This is a genomic window from Citrobacter amalonaticus (assembly GCF_002918555.1).
Lineage (GTDB): Bacteria > Pseudomonadota > Gammaproteobacteria > Enterobacterales > Enterobacteriaceae > Citrobacter_C > Citrobacter_C amalonaticus_A.
In genome coordinates this window covers 828357-848730 of the sequence record NZ_PQMB01000002.1, presented here as the reverse complement: position 1 = coordinate 848730, position 20374 = coordinate 828357, and the positions used below count along the sequence as shown (strand labels likewise).

Sequence of the window (20374 nt, the reverse complement as noted above, 5' to 3'; positions counted from 1 at the left end):
AATTACGTACAAAGCGGTATTATTTTCAGCAGATAACCAAATTCATTTTACCGGTGCCATTCACCGACAAACCTGAGGGGAGAAAGCTATGGGACATTACAACGATTATCCTGCACATATCATCTTTTTACGCCGTGCTTTCGCCGTCCTGGCTGGGGTTCTGGCGTTGCCGGTGATGCTGTTCTGGAAAGATCGCGCCCGTTTTTATAGCTACCTGCACCGCGTCTGGTCGAAGACCAGCGATAAGCCGGTGTGGATGGATCAGGCTGAAAAAGCCACCGGCGATTTCTACTAAGTATTTGCTGATTAACAGGAGCCGCTGATATCGACGATATCAGCGGCTTTTTTTTTGAATTCGCAATGCCAGAAACGGCGGCGGCAGTGAAAGAGAGTGATAATTTTAGAAATATGTTTTTGCTTATGATAGCTACACTTATCTCAGGAATGAGAAAGGAGAAATCATGAGCGAGAAAATCCCTGTTGGCATCAGCGCCTGTCTGTTAGGGGAGGCGGTTCGCTTTGACGGTGGGCATAAACGGCTGGCTTTTGCCGTAGAAGAGTTGTCGCCGTGGGTGCATTTTGAACCGGTATGTCCTGAAATGGCGATAGGGTTGCCGGTCCCGCGACCGGCGCTCCGGCTTGTTAAAGGCGATGGCGAAATCGCTCTGCGCTATAGCGATAAGCGTGAAGGCGATTTGACCGGGGCGATGACGGCGTTCAGTCTTGGGCGGGTGGCCCGATTTGAGCATTTGTGCGGCTACATTGTTTGTGCGAAATCGCCAAGCTGCGGGATGGAGCGTGTCCGCGTCTACGATGCGGAAGGAAAAAACAACCGTAAATCGGGACGTGGCATTTATACCTCAGTGCTGATGGAGACTTTTCCGTGGCTGCCCGTTGAAGAAGACGGGCGTCTGTGCGATCCGCAGATCCGTGAAAATTTTGTTGAGCGAATCTATGCCCTTAACGAGCTGAATGGCATCCGGCAGCAAGGATTAACGCGAGGCGCATTGATTGATTATCATAGTCGCTACAAGCTGCTACTGTTAGCTCACTCTCAGCCGGCGTATCGTGAGCTGGGGCGATTTGTGGCGGCGATTGGCGAATGGCAGGATCTCGATGCCTATTTTGTGGCGTATCGTCAGAGACTGATGGATTTACTGTCACACCCTTCCTCCCGACGTAACCATACCAATGTTTTGATGCACGTTCAGGGTTATTTCCGCAAGCAGCTCAATGCCCGTCAGCGGCAGGAACTCGCCTCCCTCATCGACGGGTATCGACGTGCAACGCAACCGCTGCTTGCGCCGATCACGTTGCTCAAACACTATATGGCGGAATACCCGGACGCTTATCTTTCCGGGCAGCGCTATTTCAATCCCTGGCCCGAAGCCCTGCGTTTACGCTACGGGCGTTGAATTATTCTTTTCAGGAGCGTTATGACCACTCATCTGGTCTGGTTTCGTCGTGATTTGCGTCTGCATGACAATCTTGCGTTAGCGGCGGCTTGCCGGAACGGTGCCGCCCGCGTGCTGGCGTTATACATTGCCACGCCTGAGCAGTGGGCTGCTCATGATATGGCGCCGCGTCAGGCCGCATTTATCGCCAGCCAGCTGAACGCGCTAAGGACAGCGCTGGCGGAAAAAGGGATCCCCCTGATCTTCGAAGAGGTGAAGGATTTTGCTGCCAGCGTGAACACGGTGAAAACACTCTGCCAGCAGCATGAAGTTAGCCATCTGTTTTACAACTATCAGTATGAAGTGAATGAACGTCAGCGTGATGCTGCGCTGGAAAGCGCGCTGGCGGGCGTGGTTTGCGAAGGTTTTGATGACAGCGTGATCCTGCCTCCGGGAGCGGTAATGACGGGCAACCATGAGATGTACAAAGTCTTTACGCCGTTTAAGAATGCGTGGCTGAAAAGGCTTAAAGAGGGGATACCTGAGTGCGTGGCGGCACCGGCCCCGCGAGGTAATGGCACGTTTTCCGCATCCCGACCGATAGCTTTTAGCTACCCGCAGCTGGATTTCGATGCCACGCTTTTTCCCACCGAAGAGAAAGCGGTCATTGCCCGACTGCGCCATTTTTGCAAACAGGGAGCAAGGGAGTATGAGCGGCTGCGCGATTTCCCGGCGACGGAAGGTACCAGCCGACTCTCCGCCAGCCTCGCAACCGGTGGCATATCACCGCGTCAGTGCCTGCATCGTCTGCTGGCAGAACAGCCGCAGGCGCTGGAGGATGGTCCTGGAAGCGTCTGGCTCAATGAGCTTATCTGGCGTGAGTTTTATCGCCATCTTATGACCTATCATCCACAGCTGTGCAAACATCGCCCGTTTATTCGCTGGACTGACCGCGTGCAGTGGCAATCAAATAGCGCACATTGGCATGCATGGCAGGAGGGGAACACGGGTTACCCGATTGTCGATGCGGCGATGCGGCAGCTCAATGCCACGGGCTGGATGCACAATCGGCTGCGGATGATTACCGCCAGCTTTCTGGTGAAAGATCTGCTGATTGACTGGCGGGAAGGTGAGCGCTATTTCATGTCGCAGCTCATTGATGGCGATCTTGCCGCGAATAATGGTGGCTGGCAGTGGGCTGCCTCGACAGGGACCGATGCCGCACCTTATTTTCGTATTTTTAACCCGACCACTCAGGGGGAAAAGTTCGATCGTGACGGTGACTTTATTCGTCAGTGGATCCCTGAACTGCGCGGTGTACCGGGTAAAGCCATTCACGAACCGTGGAAATGGGCAACGAAAGAGGGGATCAAACTCAACTATCCCCAGCCGATTGTGGATCACAAACAGGCAAGGCTGGAGACGCTTGCAGCATACGAGGCGGCGCGAAAGGGGTGAGTGTCCGGGGACGTTATTTGAGTCTAAAAACAATGCAATTGTTTCTCAATGAGTCAAAGAATTGCCTGGTGACGAACGGATAGGATGACGCTATTTTAACGGAGTGCCTAACTCAACAAGGGAGCGATGATGAAAAACACCGAACTGGAACAACTGATCAACGAGAAGCTGAACAGCGCCGCGATTAGCGATTACGCGCCGAATGGTTTACAGGTTGAAGGCAAAGAGACGGTGCAGAAAATCGTGACCGGCGTCACCGCAAGCCAGGCGTTGCTGGATGAAGCGGTGCGGCTGCAGGCTGATGCGATCATCGTTCACCATGGCTACTTCTGGAAAAACGAATCCCCGGTTATTCGCGGGATGAAACGTAATCGTTTAAAAACGCTACTGGCTAATGACATTAATCTCTATGGCTGGCACCTGCCGCTGGATGCCCATCCTGAGCTGGGAAACAACGCCCAACTGGCGGCGCTGCTTGGGATTACCGTGATGGGGGAGATTGAACCCCTGCTGCCGTGGGGCGAACTGGCCATGCCCGTTCCTGGACTGGAGCTGGCATCGTGGATTGAAGCGCGCCTGGGACGCAAGCCTTTGTGGTGCGGCGATACCGGACCGGAAACCGTTCGACGCGTGGCCTGGTGCACCGGCGGCGGTCAGAGCTTTATTGACAGCGCCGCGCGTTTTGGCGTGGATGCCTTTATTACCGGTGAAGTGTCCGAGCAGACCATCCACTCCGCACGCGAGCAACAGCTCCATTTCTATGCCGCAGGGCATCACGCCACCGAGCGCGGCGGCATTCGTGCATTAAGTGAATGGCTGACAGAGAATACCGATCTGGATGTGACTTTCATTGATATTCCGAATCCTGCCTGACCTCACTCATTAAGGCTATGTTATTTACCATTTTGGCCCCGGCAGTGCTCACAACCCTCACGTACCGCGTGTACGCTCCGGTTGCTGTGCGCTTCCCGTGTCCGGACTGACTGCGACAATAACGCCTAATCAGGCAGGCTGTAATAAGAGGGGCACAAGTGCAACGAGCGCGTTGTTATCTGTTAGGGGAAACGGCGGTGGTACTGGAGCTTGAGCCGCCCGTAACGCTGGCGAGCCAGAAGCGCATCTGGCGTCTGGCGCAGCGTTTGATCGAGCTGCCTGATGTGGTCGAAGCCATTCCGGGAATGAATAATATCACGGTGATCCTGGGCGATCCGCATACGCTGGCGCTGGATGCCATTGAGCGTTTGCAGCGTTGGTGGGAAGAGAGCGACGCGCTGGAGCCAGAGTCACGATTTATCGAAATTCCGGTGAATTATGGCGGCGAGTGTGGCCCTGATCTGGCTGAGGTTGCCCGCCACAGTGGCCTGAGTGAAAAGCAGGTTGTTGAACTGCACGCATCGGTTGACTACGTGGTCTGGTTTTTAGGTTTTCAGCCTGGCTTTCCGTATCTGGGGAGCTTACCAGAACCTTTACATACGCCAAGACGCGCGGAGCCACGGCTGAACGTTCCGGCAGGATCTGTGGGGATTGGCGGCCCGCAAACCGGGATCTACCCGCTGCCGACGCCGGGAGGCTGGCAGCTGATTGGCCTTACGCCGCTGAAGTTATTCGATCCTCATCGGGATGAGCCTATTCTTCTGCGCCCGGGAGACAGTGTGCGCTTTGTCCCACAGAAGGAGGGGGTATGCTGAATATTATTCGGGCGGGCATATACACCTCGGTGCAGGATAATGGGCGTCACGGGTTTCGTCAGTCAGGAATCAGCCACTGCGGGGCGCTGGACAAACCGGCGCTGTATATCGCTAACCTGTTGGTGGGCAATGATGCTGGCGCGGCAGCGCTGGAGATCACGCTGGGCCAGCTGGTTGTGGAGTTTGAGTCTGACGGTTGGTTCGCTCTCACGGGGGCGGGCTGCGAGGCGCAGCTGGATCGTCAGCCCGTCTGGACCGGCTGGCGGCTGCCGGTAAAAGCCGGCCAGCGTCTGACGCTGAAACGTCCGCAACACGGTATGCGCAGCTATCTGGCGGTGGCCGGAGGAATTGTTGTACCCGACGTGATGGGCTCCAGCAGTACCGATCTGAAAGTCGGGATCGGTGGTTATGAAGGGCGTCTGCTTAAAGATGGCGATCGGCTGACAATAGCGCAACCCGCGCGACAGTTTAACGGTACATGCGGCGTTAAACAGCTGCTGTGGGGAAACCGTATCCGTGCGCTGCCGGGGCCGGAATACCAGGAGTTTGATCGCGCTTCACAAGAGGCGTTCTGGCGCTCGCCCTGGCAACTGAGTCCACAAAGTAACCGTATGGGGTATCGTCTGCAGGGGCAGCCCCTTACGCGTACGACTGACCGCGAAATGGTGTCACATGGTTTGCTGCCGGGCGTCGTCCAGGTGCCGCATAACGGGCAACCCATTGTATTGATGAACGATGCCCAGACGACCGGCGGTTATCCGCGAATGGCCTGCATTATTGAGGCGGACATGTACCACCTGGCGCAAATCCCGCTCGGGCATCCCATCCATTTTGTTCAGTGTTCGCTGGAGGAGGCGCTACAGGCGCGTCACGATCGGCAGCGTTATATCGAACAGCTAATATGGCGACTCAACGATGAAAATTGATATGAATGCGGACCTGGGCGAGGGTTGCGGCCACGACGCGGAATTATTAAAAATCGTCTCCTCCGCAAATATCGCCTGTGGATTTCATGCGGGCGATGCGCAAACCATGCTGACCAGCGTGCGTGAGGCGCTGAAAAACGGCGTGGCCATCGGCGCGCATCCGGGGTTTCCGGATCGGGAAAACTTCGGTCGCACCGCCATGACGCTGCCGCCGGAAACGGTCTATGCGCAAACGCTGTATCAAATTGGCGCGCTGGCGGCGATAGCCCACGCGGAAGGCGGCGTGATGCGTCACGTTAAGCCACACGGTATGCTCTACAACCAGGCGGCAAAAGATCCACAGCTGGCCGATGCTATTGCGAAGGCGGTATACGCCTGCGATCCGTCGCTGATTCTGGTGGGGCTGGCGGGCAGTGCGCTGATTCGCGCAGGTGAGCATTATGGACTTGCGACGCGCCAGGAGGCGTTTGCCGATCGGGGCTACCAGCGCGACGGCACACTGGTGCCGCGTACGCAGCCTGGCGCGCTGATTGTGGATGAAGAGCTGGCACTGGCGCAGACGCTGGGAATGGTCGAATCCGGTAGGGTGAAAAGCATTACCGGCGAGTGGGCGCAGGTGACAGCCCAGACGGTGTGTATCCACGGTGACGGTGAACATGCGCTCGCCTTTGCCCGCAGGTTGCGCGCCGCGTTTGAGGAACGCAGTATCAGAATTGTTGCATAAGTAAACCCACGCAATCCCCGTAGAGGGGTGATGTATACCCGTCATACTTCAGGTTGCAGGTGCGTCGCCGCGTTACCCGGTCTCTCTCCTGCGGGGTCAGCGCAGGCGTTGTTCAAAACGACTACGCGTTTTGTCCCGCAATGCGAATTATTGGGAGTATAGTTGTCGTTTTGAACCTGGGCAGTGCTCATCGCTGTCACGTACTGCGTGTATGCGCTTGCGCGCTGTCGGTGTTCAAACTGACGGCAACTAACACCTGAAAAGCCAGGTTAACTAAAAGGACAGAAAAATGCCTGAAGGCCCGGAAATCCGTCGCGCGGCGGATAACCTGGAGGCGGCGATCAAAGGTAAACCATTGACCGATATCTGGTTTGCCTTTGATCGGCTAAAACCGTATGAATCGCAACTTGCAGGGCAAATCGTTACCCATATTGAGACGCGGGGAAAGGCGCTGTTAACCCACTTCTCCGGGGGGCTGACCCTCTACAGCCATAATCAGCTCTACGGCGTTTGGCGGGTGGTGGAGACGGGGACGATGCCGCACTCCTCGCGGGTGCTGCGCGTCAGGTTGCAGGCTGCCGACAAAACGATTCTGCTTTATAGCGCTTCTGATATCGACATACTGACGCCGGAACAGCTCACCACTCACCCGTTTTTACAACGGGTGGGACCGGATGTATTGGATCCGCGCCTGACGGCTGATGCGGTGAAAGCGCGGCTGCTGTCGCCCCGTTTTCGCAATCGTCAGTTTTCCGGGCTGCTGCTGGATCAGGCTTTTCTCGCCGGACTGGGTAACTATCTGCGGGTGGAGATCCTCTGGCAGGTTGGTTTGAACGGGCAGCACAAGGGGAAAGATCTCAGCGATCAACAGCTGGAGGCGTTGTCTCACGCCTTGCTGGATATCCCGCGTCTCTCCTATGCCACGCGTGGCCAGGTGGACGAGAATAAACATCATGGGGCACTGTTTCGCTTTAAGGTCTTCCATCGGGATGGCGAAGCCTGCGAACGCTGCGGCGGTATTATTGAAAAAACGACGCTCTCTTCACGCCCGTTTTACTGGTGTCCGGATTGCCAGAAATAGCGTGCCATTGTTCTGCCGGAGGGGCGTGAGGAGGCGATTGTCTGGCAGGACGGTAGCAGAAGCAGGGTATCCGGATTAAGACTCTTTTTCACGACGCGATGGTTTCGGCGCATACGTTGAAATAAACCGGGCCACCGCCGGGCCGGTCAGCAAAATACTGAACAGCCGCAGGGTTTGCATCGCCATAATCAGCGTCATATCAGCATTGCTGCCCGCGGCGATGACCGCCACCGTATCCAGTCCCCCAGGGCTGGTGGCAAGATAGGCAGTCATAAAATCAATCTGCATATAATGAGCGAGCCCCCAGGCCATTGCTGCGCAAATTGCCAGTAGCGCGAAGATGGAGGCCAGGATCTGCGGCAGGGGGCGCAGCGCCATAAAAAAGACCTGTTTGTCGAATCCCAGCCCGATGCGCCAGCCAATCGCCATATACGCAATCGCCAGCAGCCACTCCGGCAGCTCAATCACCATTATGCCGCCTGCGTGCAGCAACGCGCCGGCCAGCATCGGCACCAGCATCGTGCCGGAAGGAATACGCAGCATTCGTCCGGCAATACCGGCAATGGCGGCCAGTAGCAGGGTGCCGAGGAGATGAATGTTCAGGGCCGGGAACCATTCAACCTGCTGGCTCACCGCTTCGGCGTTGTCGCCCATGATAATCCGGGTGACCAGCACCGCCGCGCCAGCGACAAACAGCACGCGTAAATACTGCATAAATGCCACCAGGCGGATATCAGCGCCATAGTCCTGGGCCATCGCCACCATTGCCGCCGCTCCGCCGGGAGAGGAACCCCAGGCCCCGGTATTCCCCGGCAACGCGCTGTAGCGAACCAGCAGCCAGCCGACGATGGCGCTGGAAAGGAGCGTAACCAATAAAATGACAAGCACCACCGGCCAGTTGGCCGCCAGCGTGGTGAGTATTGAACCGGTAAGGTTTTGCGCGATCATGCAGCCGAGAATAGCCTGAGCAGCAAGGAAGGCAGAGCGGGGGAGTTGCAAAGAGATACCGCGCAGGCTGAACAGGATCCCGGCGATCATCGGGCCAAGCAGCAGGGCCGCCGGGAAATGCAGACACAGAAACAGCAGGGACAGAAGAAGCGATACGACAAACAACAAACCCCACTGCAAAACAGGCATTCCGTGCTCCCAGGCTCTCTTTGATCGGGTGTAACGATACAGCATAGAGAAAGCGGAGGGAGAAAAAAATATCAAGAATCAATAAAAAGCGATGGGCAAAGGGATCAGTCATAAAAAACGCGCCCGAAGGCGCGTTTGCAGAAAGCGAAGATTAGCGCTTAATTGACGATTTGAAATCGCGCTTGTCGTAGCCGGTGTACAGCTGACGCGGACGAGCAATTTTCATGCCGTCGGTGTGCATTTCGCTCCAGTGTGCAATCCAGCCAACGGTACGCGCCATCGCGAAGATAACGGTAAACATGGAAGAGGGGATGCCCATTGCTTTGAGAATGATCCCGGAGTAGAAGTCTACGTTCGGGTAAAGTTTCTTCTCGATGAAGTACGGGTCGTTCAGCGCAATGTGCTCCAGCTCCATGGCGACTTCCAGCAGGTCATCTTTGGTACCCAGCTCTTTCAGAACTTCGTGGCAGGTTTCACGCATAACGGTCGCGCGCGGATCGTAGTTTTTGTAAACACGATGACCAAAGCCCATCAGACGGAAAGAATCGTTCTTGTCTTTCGCACGACGAACAAATTCAGGGATATGTTTCACCGAGCTGATTTCTTCCAGCATCTTCAGCGCCGCTTCGTTTGCGCCACCGTGCGCCGGTCCCCACAGGGAAGCAATACCGGCTGCGATGCAGGCAAACGGGTTAGCGCCGGAGGAGCCAGCGGTACGTACGGTGGAGGTGGAGGCGTTCTGCTCATGGTCTGCGTGCAGGATCAGAATTCTGTCCATTGCGCGTTCCAGCACCGGGCTGACTTCATAGTTTTCACACGGCGTGGAGAACATCATGTTCAGGAAGTTACCGGCATAGGAGAGATCGTTGCGCGGATAAACAAACGGCTGGCCGATAGAGTATTTGTAACACATCGCTGCCATTGTCGGCATTTTAGACAGCAGGCGGAATGCCGCAATTTCACGGTGGCGTGGATTATTTACATCCAGGGAGTCGTGATAAAACGCTGCAAGCGCGCCGGTGATCCCGCACATAACCGCCATTGGATGCGAGTCGCGGCGGAAGGCGTGGAACAGACGAGTGATTTGCTCGTGGATCATCGTATGGCGGGTAACGGTCGTTCTGAACTCGTCGTACTCTGCCTGCGTAGGTTTTTCGCCGTACAGCAGGATGTAGCATACTTCCAGATAGTTTGACTCCGTTGCTAACTGGTCAATCGGGAAGCCGCGATGTAACAAAATACCTTCGTCACCGTCGATAAAGGTGATTTTGGATTCGCAGGATGCGGTAGAGGTGAAACCTGGGTCAAAAGTGAACATACCTTTTGAACCAAGGCTACGAATATCAATAACATCTTGACCTAGCGTGCCCTTCAGCACGTCCAGTTCAATAGCAACATCACCATTTAGGGTGAGTTTTGCTTTTGTATCAGCCATTTACGGTCTCCTTAGCGCCTTATTGCTTAAGACTGCCGGAACTCACATTTGCCTTCGTACATCAATGAACCGTTACCAGTTTGTTATTTGGCTCGCCGCTCTGCGAAAGAGGGGATGACCTGGGTACAGAGCTATGGGCGCTTGCAGGTAAAACGGTTTGTTCATGGCGAATAAACAGCAAATCAAGAACTTAGCAATCCGAATTATTCAACCTGTCTATCACTATTAACTGTACTGAAGGGGTCGGTCAATAGCTTCTTACTGTTACATAACTTATTAGCAGGTTAAAGAGTGACCCCATAACTTTTACGCATTATATGCTTTTTCTGGTGTTGTTTGTAACAACTTTGTTTAATATTTGTCAAATCAAATGATTAAAAATTAAAAAAATGTTGTTATCGTGACCTGTGTCACTGTTCGGGATAAAACCTGACAAACTATATGTAGGTTAATTGTAATGATTTTGTGAACGTCCTATACTGCCGCCAGGTCTCCGGAATACCCTGCAATCCCGAGCCACCCAGCGTTGTAACGTGTCGTTCTAGCATCTGGAAGCAGTGTTTTACATGACGCGTAGTTATAGAAAGGACGCTGTCTGACCCGCAAGCAGACCGGAGGAAGGAAATCCCGTCGTCTTTCAGGCACAGCTGGATTCAGCCTCTGTACCCGAAGTCCATAGGGAATAATAAGAACAGCATGTGGGCGTTATTCATGATAAGAAATGTGAAAAAACAAAGACCTGTCAATCTGGATCTGCAAACGATCCGGTTCCCAATCACGGCGATAGCGTCCATTCTCCATCGCGTTTCTGGAGTGATCACCTTTGTGGCGGTCGGGATCCTGTTGTGGTTATTGGGTACCAGCCTCTCTTCCCCTGAAGGATTCCAGCAAGCATCCGCCATCATGGGTAGCTTTTTTGTTAAATTTATTATGTGGGGCATCCTGACCGCGCTGGCTTATCACGTCGTGGTCGGTATTCGTCACATGATGATGGATTTTGGCTATCTGGAAGAAACATTCGAAGCGGGTAAACGCTCTGCCAAAATCTCTTTCGTTATCACTGTCGTGCTTTCACTTCTCGCAGGAGTCCTCGTATGGTAAGTAACGCCTCCGCATTAGGACGCAATGGCGTACATGACTTCATCCTGGTCCGTGCTACCGCTATCGTTCTGACCTTATACATCATCTATATGGTGGGTTTCTTCGCGACAAGCGGCGAGCTGACCTTTGAAGTCTGGACCGGTTTCTTCTCATCGGCATTCACCAAAGTCTTCACCCTGCTGGCCCTCTTCTCCATCTTGATTCATGCCTGGATTGGCATGTGGCAGGTGTTGACCGACTACGTTAAACCGCTGGCTGTACGCCTTGTGCTGCAACTCGCTATTGTTGTTGCGCTGGTGGTTTACGTCATTTATGGATTTGTTGTGGTGTGGGGTGTGTAATGAAACTGCCAGTCAGAGAATTTGATGCTGTTGTTATTGGCGCAGGCGGCGCGGGTATGCGCGCAGCGCTGCAAATTTCCCAAAGCGGTCAGACCTGTGCGCTACTGTCCAAAGTGTTCCCAACCCGTTCCCATACCGTATCTGCGCAGGGTGGTATCACCGTCGCACTCGGTAATACCCATGAAGATAACTGGGAATGGCACATGTACGATACCGTAAAAGGGTCGGACTACATTGGTGACCAGGACGCCATTGAATATATGTGCAAGACCGGCCCGGAAGCGATTCTGGAGCTGGAACACATGGGGCTGCCGTTCTCTCGTCTTGACGATGGTCGCATCTATCAGCGTCCGTTCGGCGGTCAGTCGAAAAACTTCGGCGGCGAGCAGGCGGCACGCACCGCGGCGGCGGCTGACCGTACCGGTCATGCGCTGCTGCACACGCTGTATCAGCAGAACCTGAAAAACCACACCACGATTTTCTCCGAATGGTATGCGCTGGATCTGGTGAAAAACGCGGACGGTGCCGTTGTCGGTTGTACCGCGCTGAGTATCGAAACCGGTGAAGTGGTCTACTTTAAAGCGCGCGCGACCGTGCTGGCGACCGGCGGTGCGGGGCGTATTTATCAGTCGACCACTAACGCCCATATCAACACCGGCGACGGCGTGGGTATGGCAATCCGCGCCGGTGTGCCGGTACAGGATATGGAAATGTGGCAGTTCCACCCAACCGGTATCGCCGGTGCGGGCGTTCTGGTCACCGAAGGCTGCCGTGGTGAAGGCGGCTACCTGCTGAATAAACACGGCGAGCGCTTTATGGAGCGTTATGCCCCGAATGCGAAAGACCTGGCGGGTCGCGACGTGGTGGCGCGTTCCATCATGATCGAAATCCGGGAAGGTCGTGGTTGCGATGGCCCGTGGGGACCGCACGCCAAGCTGAAACTCGACCATCTGGGTAAAGAAGTTCTTGAGTCCCGCCTGCCGGGTATCCTCGAACTCTCCCGTACCTTTGCTCACGTTGACCCGGTAAAAGAGCCGATTCCGGTGATCCCGACCTGCCACTACATGATGGGCGGTATTCCGACCAAAGTAACCGGCCAGGCGTTGACCGTGAACGCGCAGGGTGAAGATGTCGTCATTCCAGGGCTGTTTGCCGTTGGTGAAATTGCCTGCGTATCGGTACACGGTGCTAACCGTCTGGGGGGCAACTCGCTGCTGGATCTGGTGGTCTTTGGTCGTGCCGCAGGTCTGCATCTGCAGGAATCTATCGCCGAACAGGGCGAGCTGCTGGATGCGACAGAAGATGAGATCAATGCCTCGCTGGAACGTCTGAACCGCTGGAACGGTAACCGTGATGGTGAAGACCCGGTCGTCATTCGGAAAGCGCTTCAGGAATGTATGCAGCATAACTTCTCGGTATTCCGCGAAGGTGATGCGATGGCGAAAGGGCTTGAAGAGCTGAAAGTCATCCGCGAGCGTCTGAAGAATGCCCGTCTGGACGATACCTCCAGCGAATTCAATACCCAGCGCGTTGAGTGTCTGGAGCTGGATAACCTGATGGAAACGGCTTATGCAACCGCGGTTTCCGCCAACTTCCGTACCGAAAGCCGTGGCGCGCATAGCCGCTTCGACTTCCCGGAGCGTGATGATGAAAACTGGCTGTGCCATTCCCTGTATCTGCCAGAGACGGAATCCATGACGCGTCGTAGCGTCAATATGGAACCGAAACTGCGCCCGGCATTCCCGCCGAAGATTCGTACTTACTAATGCGGAGACAGGACAATGAAACTCGAGTTTTCAATTTATCGCTATAACCCGGATGTTGATGACGCTCCGCGTATGCAGGATTACACCCTGGAAGGCGAAGAAGGGCGTGACATGATGCTGCTGGATGCGTTAATCCAGCTTAAAGAGAAAGATCCGAGCCTCTCTTTTCGTCGCTCCTGCCGTGAAGGCGTGTGCGGTTCCGACGGTCTGAACATGAACGGAAAGAACGGTCTGGCCTGTATTACCCCCATTTCAGCGCTGAATCAGCCGGGTAAGAAGATTGTGATTCGCCCGCTGCCCGGTTTACCGGTGATCCGCGATTTGGTGGTAGACATGGGACAATTCTACGCACAATATGAGAAGATTAAGCCTTACTTGTTGAATAATGGACAAAATCCTCCGGCTCGCGAGCATTTACAAATGCCAGAGCAGCGGGAAAAACTCGATGGGCTGTATGAATGCATTCTCTGCGCATGTTGCTCAACGTCTTGTCCATCTTTCTGGTGGAATCCGGATAAGTTTATCGGTCCGGCAGGCCTGTTAGCCGCGTATCGTTTCCTGATCGATAGCCGTGATACTGAGACCGACAGCCGTCTGGAAGGGATGAGCGATGCATTCAGCGTATTCCGCTGTCACAGCATCATGAACTGCGTCAGTGTATGTCCTAAGGGGCTGAACCCAACGCGCGCCATCGGCCATATTAAGTCGATGCTGTTGCAACGCAGTGCGTAAGGTATAAACGCCGGGGAAGCGATTCCCCGGTTATCCAGGAAATCTTTAAAAACCGCCACATTGCAGTACCCGTAATCGAGGCGTTCAGAGCGAGACAAGGCGGCAACTGAGCGTATTCCCGCAGCATAGATAACTCTGTGACTGGGGTAAGTGAAGGCAGCCAGCGAAGTCGCAGCCTGAACGCAGAAGATGAATGGCAGTTTTTAAAGGTTCCTTCGCGGGCCAGTAAGAGCTCGCAGGTGAACCCCGGCACGCACGTCACTGTGCGTGGTAGTATCCACGGCGTAAATACTCGCCATACTTCACGTTGCAGATGCGCAGAGCTTCGTAAACTCGCCGCCCTCCTGAAACGTGAATTATTCAGAGTATTAAGTAAGCACAAAAGATGCTTAAGGGATCACGATGCAGAACAGCGCTTTGAAAGCCTGGTTGGACTCTTCTTACCTCTCTGGCGCAAACCAGAGCTGGATAGAACAGCTCTATGAAGACTTCTTAACCGATCCTGACTCGGTAGACGCTAACTGGCGTTCGACGTTCCAGCAGTTACCTGGTACCGGAGTCAAACCGGATCAATTCCATTCAAAAACGCGTGATTACTTCCGTCGTCTGGCGAAGGATGCTTCACGTTACTCTTCTTCGATTTCCGACCCTGACAGCAATGTGAAGCAGGTTAAAGTCCTGCAGCTCATTAACGCTTATCGCTTCCGTGGTCACCAGCATGCGAACCTCGATCCGCTGGGACTGTGGCAGCAAGAAAATGTGGCGGATCTGGATCCTTCATTCCATGATCTGACGGAGGCCGACTTCCAGGAAAGCTTTAACGTAGGTTCTTTCGCCAGCGGCAAAGAGACGATGAAGCTGGGCGAGTTGCTGGAAGCACTCAAACAAACTTACTGCGGCCCCGTTGGCGCCGAGTATATGCACATCACCAGTACCGAAGAGAAACGCTGGATCCAGCAGCGGATCGAATCCGGTCGCGCGGCATTCAGCAGCGATGAGAAAAAGCGTTTCCTGGGCGAACTGACCGCCGCCGAAGGGCTGGAACGCTATCTGGGGGCGAAATTCCCGGGGGCGAAGCGCTTCTCGCTGGAAGGTGGCGATGCGTTAATCCCGATGCTCAAAGAGATGATCCGCCATGCCGGTAACAGCGGCACCCGTGAAGTGGTGCTGGGGATGGCGCACCGTGGTCGTCTGAACGTGCTGGTCAACGTGCTGGGTAAAAAACCGCAGGATCTGTTCGACGAGTTTGCGGGCAAACATAAAGAGCACCTCGGCACCGGTGACGTGAAGTACCACATGGGCTTCTCGTCGGATATCGAAACCGAAGGCGGCCTGGTTCACCTGGCGCTGGCGTTTAACCCGTCGCACCTGGAGATCGTCAGCCCGGTGGTGATCGGTTCCGTACGCGCTCGTCTGGACAGGCTCGACGAACCGAGCAGCAATAAAGTGCTGCCAATCACCATTCACGGTGATGCGGCGGTGACCGGGCAGGGCGTGGTTCAGGAAACGCTGAACATGTCGAAAGCGCGGGGTTACGAAGTGGGCGGTACCGTTCGCATCGTGATCAACAACCAGGTGGGCTTTACCACCTCTAACCCGCTGGATGCACGTTCCACCCCGTACTGCACCGATATCGGTAAAATGGTTCAGGCACCGATTTTCCACGTGAATGCCGACGATCCGGAAGCCGTCGCGTTTGTGACCCGTCTGGCGCTGGATTTCCGTAACACCTTCAAACGTGATGTCTTTATCGATCTGGTGTGCTATCGCCGTCATGGGCACAACGAAGCCGACGAGCCGAGCGCAACCCAGCCGCTGATGTATCAGAAAATCAAAAAGCATCCGACCCCGCGTAAAATCTACGCCGACAAGCTGGAGCAGGATAGCGTTGCAACGCTGGAAGATGCGACCGAGATGGTCAACCTCTACCGTGATGCGCTGGATGCTGGCGAGTGTGTGGTGAAAGAGTGGCGTCCGATGAACATGCACTCCTTTACCTGGTCGCCGTACCTGAATCACGAATGGGACGAAAACTACCCGAACACAGTTGAGATGAAGCGTCTGCAGGAGCTGGCTAAACGCATCAGTACGGTGCCGGAAGCGGTGGAAATGCAGTCACGCGTTGCCAAAATTTATGGTGACCGTCAGGCGATGGCCGCTGGCGAGAAACTGTTCGACTGGGGCGGCGCGGAGAATCTGGCCTACGCCACGCTGGTTGATGAAGGTATTCCGGTTCGCCTGTCCGGTGAAGACTCCGGTCGCGGTACGTTCTTCCACCGTCATGCGGTGATTCACAACCAGACGAACGGTTCTACTTACACCCCGCTACAGCATGTGCACAACGGGCAGGGAACCTTCCGTGTCTGGGACTCCGTGCTGTCCGAAGAAGCGGTACTGGCATTCGAGTACGGTTATGCCACGGCAGAACCGCGCACGCTGACCATCTGGGAAGCGCAGTTCGGTGACTTCGCCAACGGCGCGCAGGTGGTTATCGATCAGTTCATCTCTTCTGGCGAGCAGAAATGGGGCCGTATGTGTGGTCTGGTCATGCTGCTGCCGCACGGTTACGAAGGGCAGGGGCCGGAGCACTCCTCCGCACGTCTGGAACGTTATCTGCAACTTTGCGCCGAGCAAAACATGCAGGTTTGCGTACCGTCCACCCCGGCTCAGGTGTATCACATGCTGCGTCGTCAGGCGCTGCGCGGAATGCGTCGTCCATTAGTGGTCATGTCGCCGAAATCGCTGCTGCGTCATCCGCTGGCGGTTTCAAGCCTTGATGAACTGGCTAACGGAACCTTCCTGCCCGCAATCGGCGAGGTTGATGAAATCGATCCGAAAGGCGTGAAGCGGGTGGTGATGTGTTCTGGTAAGGTTTATTACGATCTGCTGGAACAGCGTCGCAAGAACGAGCAAAAAGACGTGGCCATTGTGCGCATCGAACAGCTCTATCCGTTCCCGCATCAGGCGATGCAGGAAGTGCTGAAACAATATGCTCACGTACATGATTTTGTCTGGTGCCAGGAAGAGCCGCTCAACCAGGGCGCATGGTACTGTAGCCAGCATCATTTCCGTGAAGTGATTCCATTTGGGTCCGCTCTGCGTTACGCAGGTCGCCCGGCCTCCGCCTCTCCGGCGGTAGGGTATCTGTCCGTACACCAGAAACAGCAGCAAGATCTGGTTAATGACGCGCTGAACGTCGATTAATTAAAGGATAAATAATGAGTAGCGTAGATATTCTTGTTCCCGACCTGCCTGAGTCCGTAGCGGACGCGACTGTTGCCACCTGGCACAAAAAACCGGGTGATGCGGTTGTTCGTGACGAAGTGCTGGTAGAAATCGAAACTGACAAAGTGGTACTGGAAGTACCCGCATCGGCTGACGGCATTCTGGATGCAGTTCTGGAAGACGAAGGGACTACCGTGACTTCTCGCCAGATCCTCGGTCGCCTGCGTGAAGGCAACAGTGCAGGTAAAGAGACCAGCGCGAAATCTGAAGAGAAAGCGTCTACCCCGGCGCAGCGCCAGCAGGCGTCTCTGGAAGAGCAAAACAACGATGCGCTTAGCCCGGCGATCCGCCGTCTGCTCGGCGAGCATAACCTTGAAGCCAGCGCCATCAAAGGCACCGGCGTCGGTGGGCGTATTACCCGTGAAGATGTGGAAAAACATCTGGCGAAAGCCCCTGCGAAAGCAGAGTCTGCCGCCCCGGCAGCAGCACCTGCCGCGCAGCCTCAGTCTGGCGCACGCAGCGAAAAACGCGTCCCGATGACCCGCCTGCGTAAGCGCGTGGCTGAACGTCTGCTGGAAGCGAAAAACTCCACCGCGATGTTGACCACCTTCAACGAAGTCAACATGAAGCCGATTATGGACCTGCGTAAGCAGTACGGTGAAGCGTTTGAAAAGCGTCACGGTATCCGTCTGGGCTTTATGTCCTTCTACGTGAAAGCGGTGGTTGAAGCGCTGAAACGCTATCCGGAAGTGAACGCCTCTATCGACGGTGAAGATGTGGTGTATCACAACTACTTCGACGTGAGCATGGCGGTTTCTACCCCGCGCGGCCTGGTGACCCCGGTTCTGCGCGATGTGGATACGCTGGGCATGGCCGACATCGAGAAAAAGATTAAAGAGCTGGCTATTAAAGGCCGTGACGGCAAGCTGACGGTCGACGATCTGACCGGCGGTAACTTCACCATCACCAACGGCGGGGTGTTCGGTTCCCTGATGTCTACGCCAATCATCAACCCGCCGCAGAGTGCAATCCTCGGCATGCACGCGATCAAAGATCGCCCGATGGCCGTGGAGGGTAAGGTTGAGATCCTGCCGATGATGTATCTGGCGCTGTCCTACGATCATCGCCTGATCGATGGTCGCGAATCCGTGGGCTTCCTGGTGGCGATTAAAGAGCTGCTCGAAGACCCGACTCGTCTGTTGCTGGACGTGTAGTAACTTTTAAGCGTCACCTGCCCTGTAGGCCGGATAAGCGTAGCGCCATCCGGCACAAATACCGCGCCGGTCTACAGGTTTAAAGATAACGATTACCTGAAGGATGGACAGAACACATGAACTTACATGAATATCAGGCAAAACAACTTTTTGCCCGCTATGGCTTACCGGCGCCGGTGGGTTATGCCTGTACTACTCCGCGTGAAGCCGAAGAAGCCGCATCTAAAATCGGTGCCGGCCCGTGGGTAGTGAAATGTCAGGTTCACGCTGGTGGCCGTGGTAAAGCGGGCGGTGTGAAGGTAGTAAACAGCAAAGAAGAAATTCGCGCCTTTGCTGAAAACTGGCTGGGCAAACGTCTGGTGACCTATCAAACAGACGCCAATGGCCAACCGGTAAACCAGATTCTGGTTGAAGCAGCGACCGATATCGGCAAAGAGCTGTATCTCGGCGCGGTTGTTGACCGTAGTTCCCGCCGCGTGGTCTTTATGGCCTCTACTGAAGGCGGCGTTGAAATTGAAAAAGTGGCGGAAGAAACCCCACACCTGATCCACAAAGTGGCGCTCGATCCGCTGACCGGCCCGATGCCGTATCAGGGACGCGAGCTGGCGTTCAAACTGGGTCTGGAAGGTAAACTGGTTCAGCAGTTCACCAAAATCTTCATGGGCCTGGCGACTATTTTCCTGGAGCGCGATCTGGCGCTGATCGAAATCAACCCATTGGTTATCACCAGACAGGGCGATCTGATCTGCCTCGACGGTAAGCTGGGCGCTGACGGCAACGCCCTGTTCCGCCAGCCGGATCTGCGTGAAATGCGCGATCAGTCTCAGGAAGATCCGCGTGAAGCGCAGGCGGCACAGTGGGAACTGAACTATGTCGCACTGGACGGCAACATCGGCTGCATGGTTAACGGCGCAGGCCTGGCGATGGGGACGATGGATATCGTTAAGCTGCACGGCGGCGAACCGGCTAACTTCCTCGACGTGGGCGGCGGCGCGACTAAAGAGCGCGTAACCGAAGCGTTCAAAATTATCCTCTCTGATGACAACGTGAAAGCGGTTCTGGTTAACATCTTTGGCGGCATCGTACGTTGCGACCTGATCGCTGACGGCATCATCGGTGCGGTAGAAGAGGTGGGTGTTAACGTTCCGGTTGTCGTTCGTCTGGAAGGCAACAACGCCGAACTCGGCGCGAAGAAACTGGCTGACAGCGGCCTGAATATTATTGCAGCGAAAAGTCTGACGGATGCAGCTCAGCAGGTTGTTGCCGCAGTGGAGGGGAAATAATGTCTGTTTTAATCGATAAAAATACCAAGGTTATCTGTCAGGGCTTTACCGGTAGCCAGGGGACTTTCCACTCTGAACAGGCCATTGCCTACGGTACGCAGATGGTTGGCGGCGTAACGCCAGGCAAAGGCGGCACCACGCATCTTGGTCTGCCGGTGTTCAACACCGTGCGTGAAGCGGTAGACGCGACTGGCGCAACCGCCAGCGTTATCTACGTACCGGCTCCGTTCTGCAAAGACTCTATCCTGGAAGCGATCGACGCAGGCATCAAACTGATCATCACCATCACCGAAGGCATCCCGACGCTGGATATGCTGACGGTGAAGGTGAAGCTGGATGAAGCCGGCGTGCGCATGATTGGCCCGAACTGTCCGGGTGTGATCACCCCAGGCGAATGCAAAATCGGCATCATGCCGGGGCACATTCACAAACCGGGCAAAGTGGGTATCGTCTCCCGTTCCGGTACGCTGACCTATGAAGCGGTTAAGCAGACCACCGACTACGGTTTCGGCCAGTCCACCTGTGTGGGTATCGGCGGGGATCCGATCCCTGGCTCAAACTTTATCGATATCCTGAAGCTGTTCCAGGAAGATCCGCAGACTGAAGCGATTGTCATGATCGGGGAGATCGGCGGCAGCGCGGAAGAAGAAGCGGCTGCGTATATCAAAGATCACGTGACCAAGCCGGTTGTCGGTTACATCGCGGGTGTGACTGCGCCGAAAGGTAAGCGTATGGGTCACGCAGGCGCGATTATCGCTGGCGGTAAAGGGACGGCGGATGAGAAATTCGCAGCGCTGGAAGCAGCAGGCGTGAAAACCGTCCGCAGCCTGGCGGATATCGGCGAAGCGCTACAGGCAGTTATTAAATAA

The 20374-nt window shown here is 55.1% G+C and carries 18 protein-coding genes; 16 read left to right on the top strand and 2 right to left on the bottom strand.

All coding sequences use genetic code 11. The features are described 5' to 3' along the window. The first annotated feature begins 88 nt into the window (after positions 1-88). The 8 genes from C3432_RS09575 to nei all read left to right on the top strand — a co-directional run bounded on the left by C3432_RS09575 (position 89) and on the right by nei (position 7271). The gene (locus tag C3432_RS09575; protein ID WP_103776379.1) at positions 89-295 is read left to right on the top strand and encodes a YbfA family protein; all 207 of its coding nucleotides are present in this window, start codon (positions 89-91) and stop codon (positions 293-295) included. Positions 296-461: 166 nt separating this feature from the next. Continuing rightward, entirely contained in the window at positions 462-1415 is a 954-nt protein-coding gene (locus tag C3432_RS09570) for a YbgA family protein (protein ID WP_103776378.1), read from the top strand. Between the two features lie 21 nt (positions 1416-1436). Next, positions 1437-2852: a deoxyribodipyrimidine photo-lyase gene (gene phrB, locus C3432_RS09565; protein WP_103776377.1), complete on the top strand. Its 1416-nt coding sequence runs from the start codon at positions 1437-1439 to the stop codon at positions 2850-2852. A 129-nt stretch (positions 2853-2981) separates the two neighbouring features. Continuing rightward, complete coding sequence (gene ybgI, locus C3432_RS09560) at positions 2982-3725, top strand: radiation resistance protein YbgI (RefSeq protein WP_103776376.1); 744 nt, start codon at positions 2982-2984, stop codon at positions 3723-3725. A gap of 158 nt (positions 3726-3883) precedes the next feature. Further along, positions 3884-4540, top strand: coding sequence for a 5-oxoprolinase subunit PxpB (gene pxpB / locus C3432_RS09555; RefSeq protein WP_103776375.1), 657 nt, complete (start codon positions 3884-3886; stop codon positions 4538-4540). After that, positions 4534-5466, top strand: coding sequence for a 5-oxoprolinase subunit PxpC (gene pxpC / locus C3432_RS09550; protein WP_103776374.1), 933 nt, complete (start codon positions 4534-4536; stop codon positions 5464-5466). The genes pxpB and pxpC overlap by 7 nt, the downstream gene beginning before the upstream one ends. After that, entirely contained in the window at positions 5456-6190 is a 735-nt protein-coding gene (pxpA, locus tag C3432_RS09545; RefSeq protein WP_103776373.1) for a 5-oxoprolinase subunit PxpA, read from the top strand. The genes pxpC and pxpA overlap by 11 nt, the downstream gene beginning before the upstream one ends. Before the next feature lie 289 nt (positions 6191-6479). Beyond that, entirely contained in the window at positions 6480-7271 is a 792-nt protein-coding gene (gene nei, locus C3432_RS09540) for an endonuclease VIII (RefSeq protein ID WP_103776372.1), read from the top strand. A 75-nt stretch (positions 7272-7346) separates the two neighbouring features. Here nei and C3432_RS09535 read toward each other — a convergent pair whose 3' ends face one another. Together C3432_RS09535 and C3432_RS09530 are read right to left on the bottom strand one after the other, a co-directional pair. Further along, positions 7347-8408 carry an AbrB family transcriptional regulator gene (locus C3432_RS09535; RefSeq protein WP_103776371.1) on the bottom strand — a complete coding sequence of 354 codons (1062 nt, stop codon included), beginning with the start codon at positions 8406-8408 and terminating at the stop codon, positions 7347-7349. Between the two features lie 151 nt (positions 8409-8559). Continuing rightward, positions 8560-9843, bottom strand: a complete 1284-nt coding sequence (locus tag C3432_RS09530; protein ID WP_103776370.1) for a citrate synthase — start codon at positions 9841-9843, stop codon at positions 8560-8562. 696 nt (positions 9844-10539) lie between these two features. Between C3432_RS09530 and sdhC the strand changes: the two genes are divergently transcribed. The 8 genes from sdhC to sucD all read left to right on the top strand — a co-directional run bounded on the left by sdhC (position 10540) and on the right by sucD (position 20374). Next, a complete protein-coding gene (gene sdhC, locus C3432_RS09520) occupies positions 10540-10944 on the top strand; it encodes a succinate dehydrogenase cytochrome b556 subunit (RefSeq protein ID WP_181012893.1) in 405 nt (134 codons plus the stop codon). Beyond that, positions 10938-11285, top strand: a complete 348-nt coding sequence (gene sdhD, locus C3432_RS09515; protein ID WP_103776368.1) for a succinate dehydrogenase membrane anchor subunit — start codon at positions 10938-10940, stop codon at positions 11283-11285. Before sdhC ends, sdhD begins: the two co-directional genes overlap by 7 nt. Then, a complete protein-coding gene (gene sdhA, locus C3432_RS09510) occupies positions 11285-13051 on the top strand; it encodes a succinate dehydrogenase flavoprotein subunit (RefSeq protein ID WP_103776367.1) in 1767 nt (588 codons plus the stop codon). Before sdhD ends, sdhA begins: the two co-directional genes overlap by 1 nt. 15 nt (positions 13052-13066) lie before the next feature. Next, the gene (gene sdhB / locus C3432_RS09505) at positions 13067-13783 is read left to right on the top strand and encodes a succinate dehydrogenase iron-sulfur subunit SdhB (protein ID WP_024134962.1); all 717 of its coding nucleotides are present in this window, start codon (positions 13067-13069) and stop codon (positions 13781-13783) included. 402 nt (positions 13784-14185) lie between these two features. Next, on the top strand, positions 14186-16987 hold the full coding sequence (gene sucA, locus C3432_RS09500; RefSeq protein WP_103776366.1) for a 2-oxoglutarate dehydrogenase E1 component: 2802 nt from the start codon (positions 14186-14188) through the stop codon (positions 16985-16987). Positions 16988-17001: 14 nt separating this feature from the next. Next, positions 17002-18222 (top strand): 2-oxoglutarate dehydrogenase complex dihydrolipoyllysine-residue succinyltransferase, encoded by a 1221-nt coding sequence (gene odhB / locus C3432_RS09495; RefSeq protein ID WP_103776365.1) that lies wholly within the window; start codon positions 17002-17004, stop codon positions 18220-18222. Positions 18223-18338: 116 nt separating this feature from the next. Then, positions 18339-19505, top strand: a complete 1167-nt coding sequence (gene sucC / locus C3432_RS09490; RefSeq protein ID WP_103776364.1) for an ADP-forming succinate--CoA ligase subunit beta — start codon at positions 18339-18341, stop codon at positions 19503-19505. Then, entirely contained in the window at positions 19505-20374 is an 870-nt protein-coding gene (gene sucD / locus C3432_RS09485) for a succinate--CoA ligase subunit alpha (protein WP_103776363.1), read from the top strand. Before sucC ends, sucD begins: the two co-directional genes overlap by 1 nt.

Coding starts and splice junctions, on each gene's coding strand:
- sdhB (WP_024134962.1), top strand. CDS start 13,067: ATGAAACTCGAGTTTTCAATTTATCGCTATAACCCGGATGTTGATGAC.
- sdhD (WP_103776368.1), top strand. CDS start 10,938: ATGGTAAGTAACGCCTCCGCATTAGGACGCAATGGCGTACATGACTTC.
- sucA (WP_103776366.1), top strand. CDS start 14,186: ATGCAGAACAGCGCTTTGAAAGCCTGGTTGGACTCTTCTTACCTCTCT.
- C3432_RS09535 (WP_103776371.1), bottom strand. CDS start 8,408: ATGCCTGTTTTGCAGTGGGGTTTGTTGTTTGTCGTATCGCTTCTTCTG.
- C3432_RS09530 (WP_103776370.1), bottom strand. CDS start 9,843: ATGGCTGATACAAAAGCAAAACTCACCCTAAATGGTGATGTTGCTATT.
- odhB (WP_103776365.1), top strand. CDS start 17,002: ATGAGTAGCGTAGATATTCTTGTTCCCGACCTGCCTGAGTCCGTAGCG.
- phrB (WP_103776377.1), top strand. CDS start 1,437: ATGACCACTCATCTGGTCTGGTTTCGTCGTGATTTGCGTCTGCATGAC.
- nei (WP_103776372.1), top strand. CDS start 6,480: ATGCCTGAAGGCCCGGAAATCCGTCGCGCGGCGGATAACCTGGAGGCG.
- pxpA (WP_103776373.1), top strand. CDS start 5,456: ATGAAAATTGATATGAATGCGGACCTGGGCGAGGGTTGCGGCCACGAC.
- C3432_RS09570 (WP_103776378.1), top strand. CDS start 462: ATGAGCGAGAAAATCCCTGTTGGCATCAGCGCCTGTCTGTTAGGGGAG.
- sucD (WP_103776363.1), top strand. CDS start 19,505: ATGTCTGTTTTAATCGATAAAAATACCAAGGTTATCTGTCAGGGCTTT.
- sdhA (WP_103776367.1), top strand. CDS start 11,285: ATGAAACTGCCAGTCAGAGAATTTGATGCTGTTGTTATTGGCGCAGGC.
- sucC (WP_103776364.1), top strand. CDS start 18,339: ATGAACTTACATGAATATCAGGCAAAACAACTTTTTGCCCGCTATGGC.
- pxpC (WP_103776374.1), top strand. CDS start 4,534: ATGCTGAATATTATTCGGGCGGGCATATACACCTCGGTGCAGGATAAT.
- sdhC (WP_181012893.1), top strand. CDS start 10,540: ATGTGGGCGTTATTCATGATAAGAAATGTGAAAAAACAAAGACCTGTC.
- C3432_RS09575 (WP_103776379.1), top strand. CDS start 89: ATGGGACATTACAACGATTATCCTGCACATATCATCTTTTTACGCCGT.
- ybgI (WP_103776376.1), top strand. CDS start 2,982: ATGAAAAACACCGAACTGGAACAACTGATCAACGAGAAGCTGAACAGC.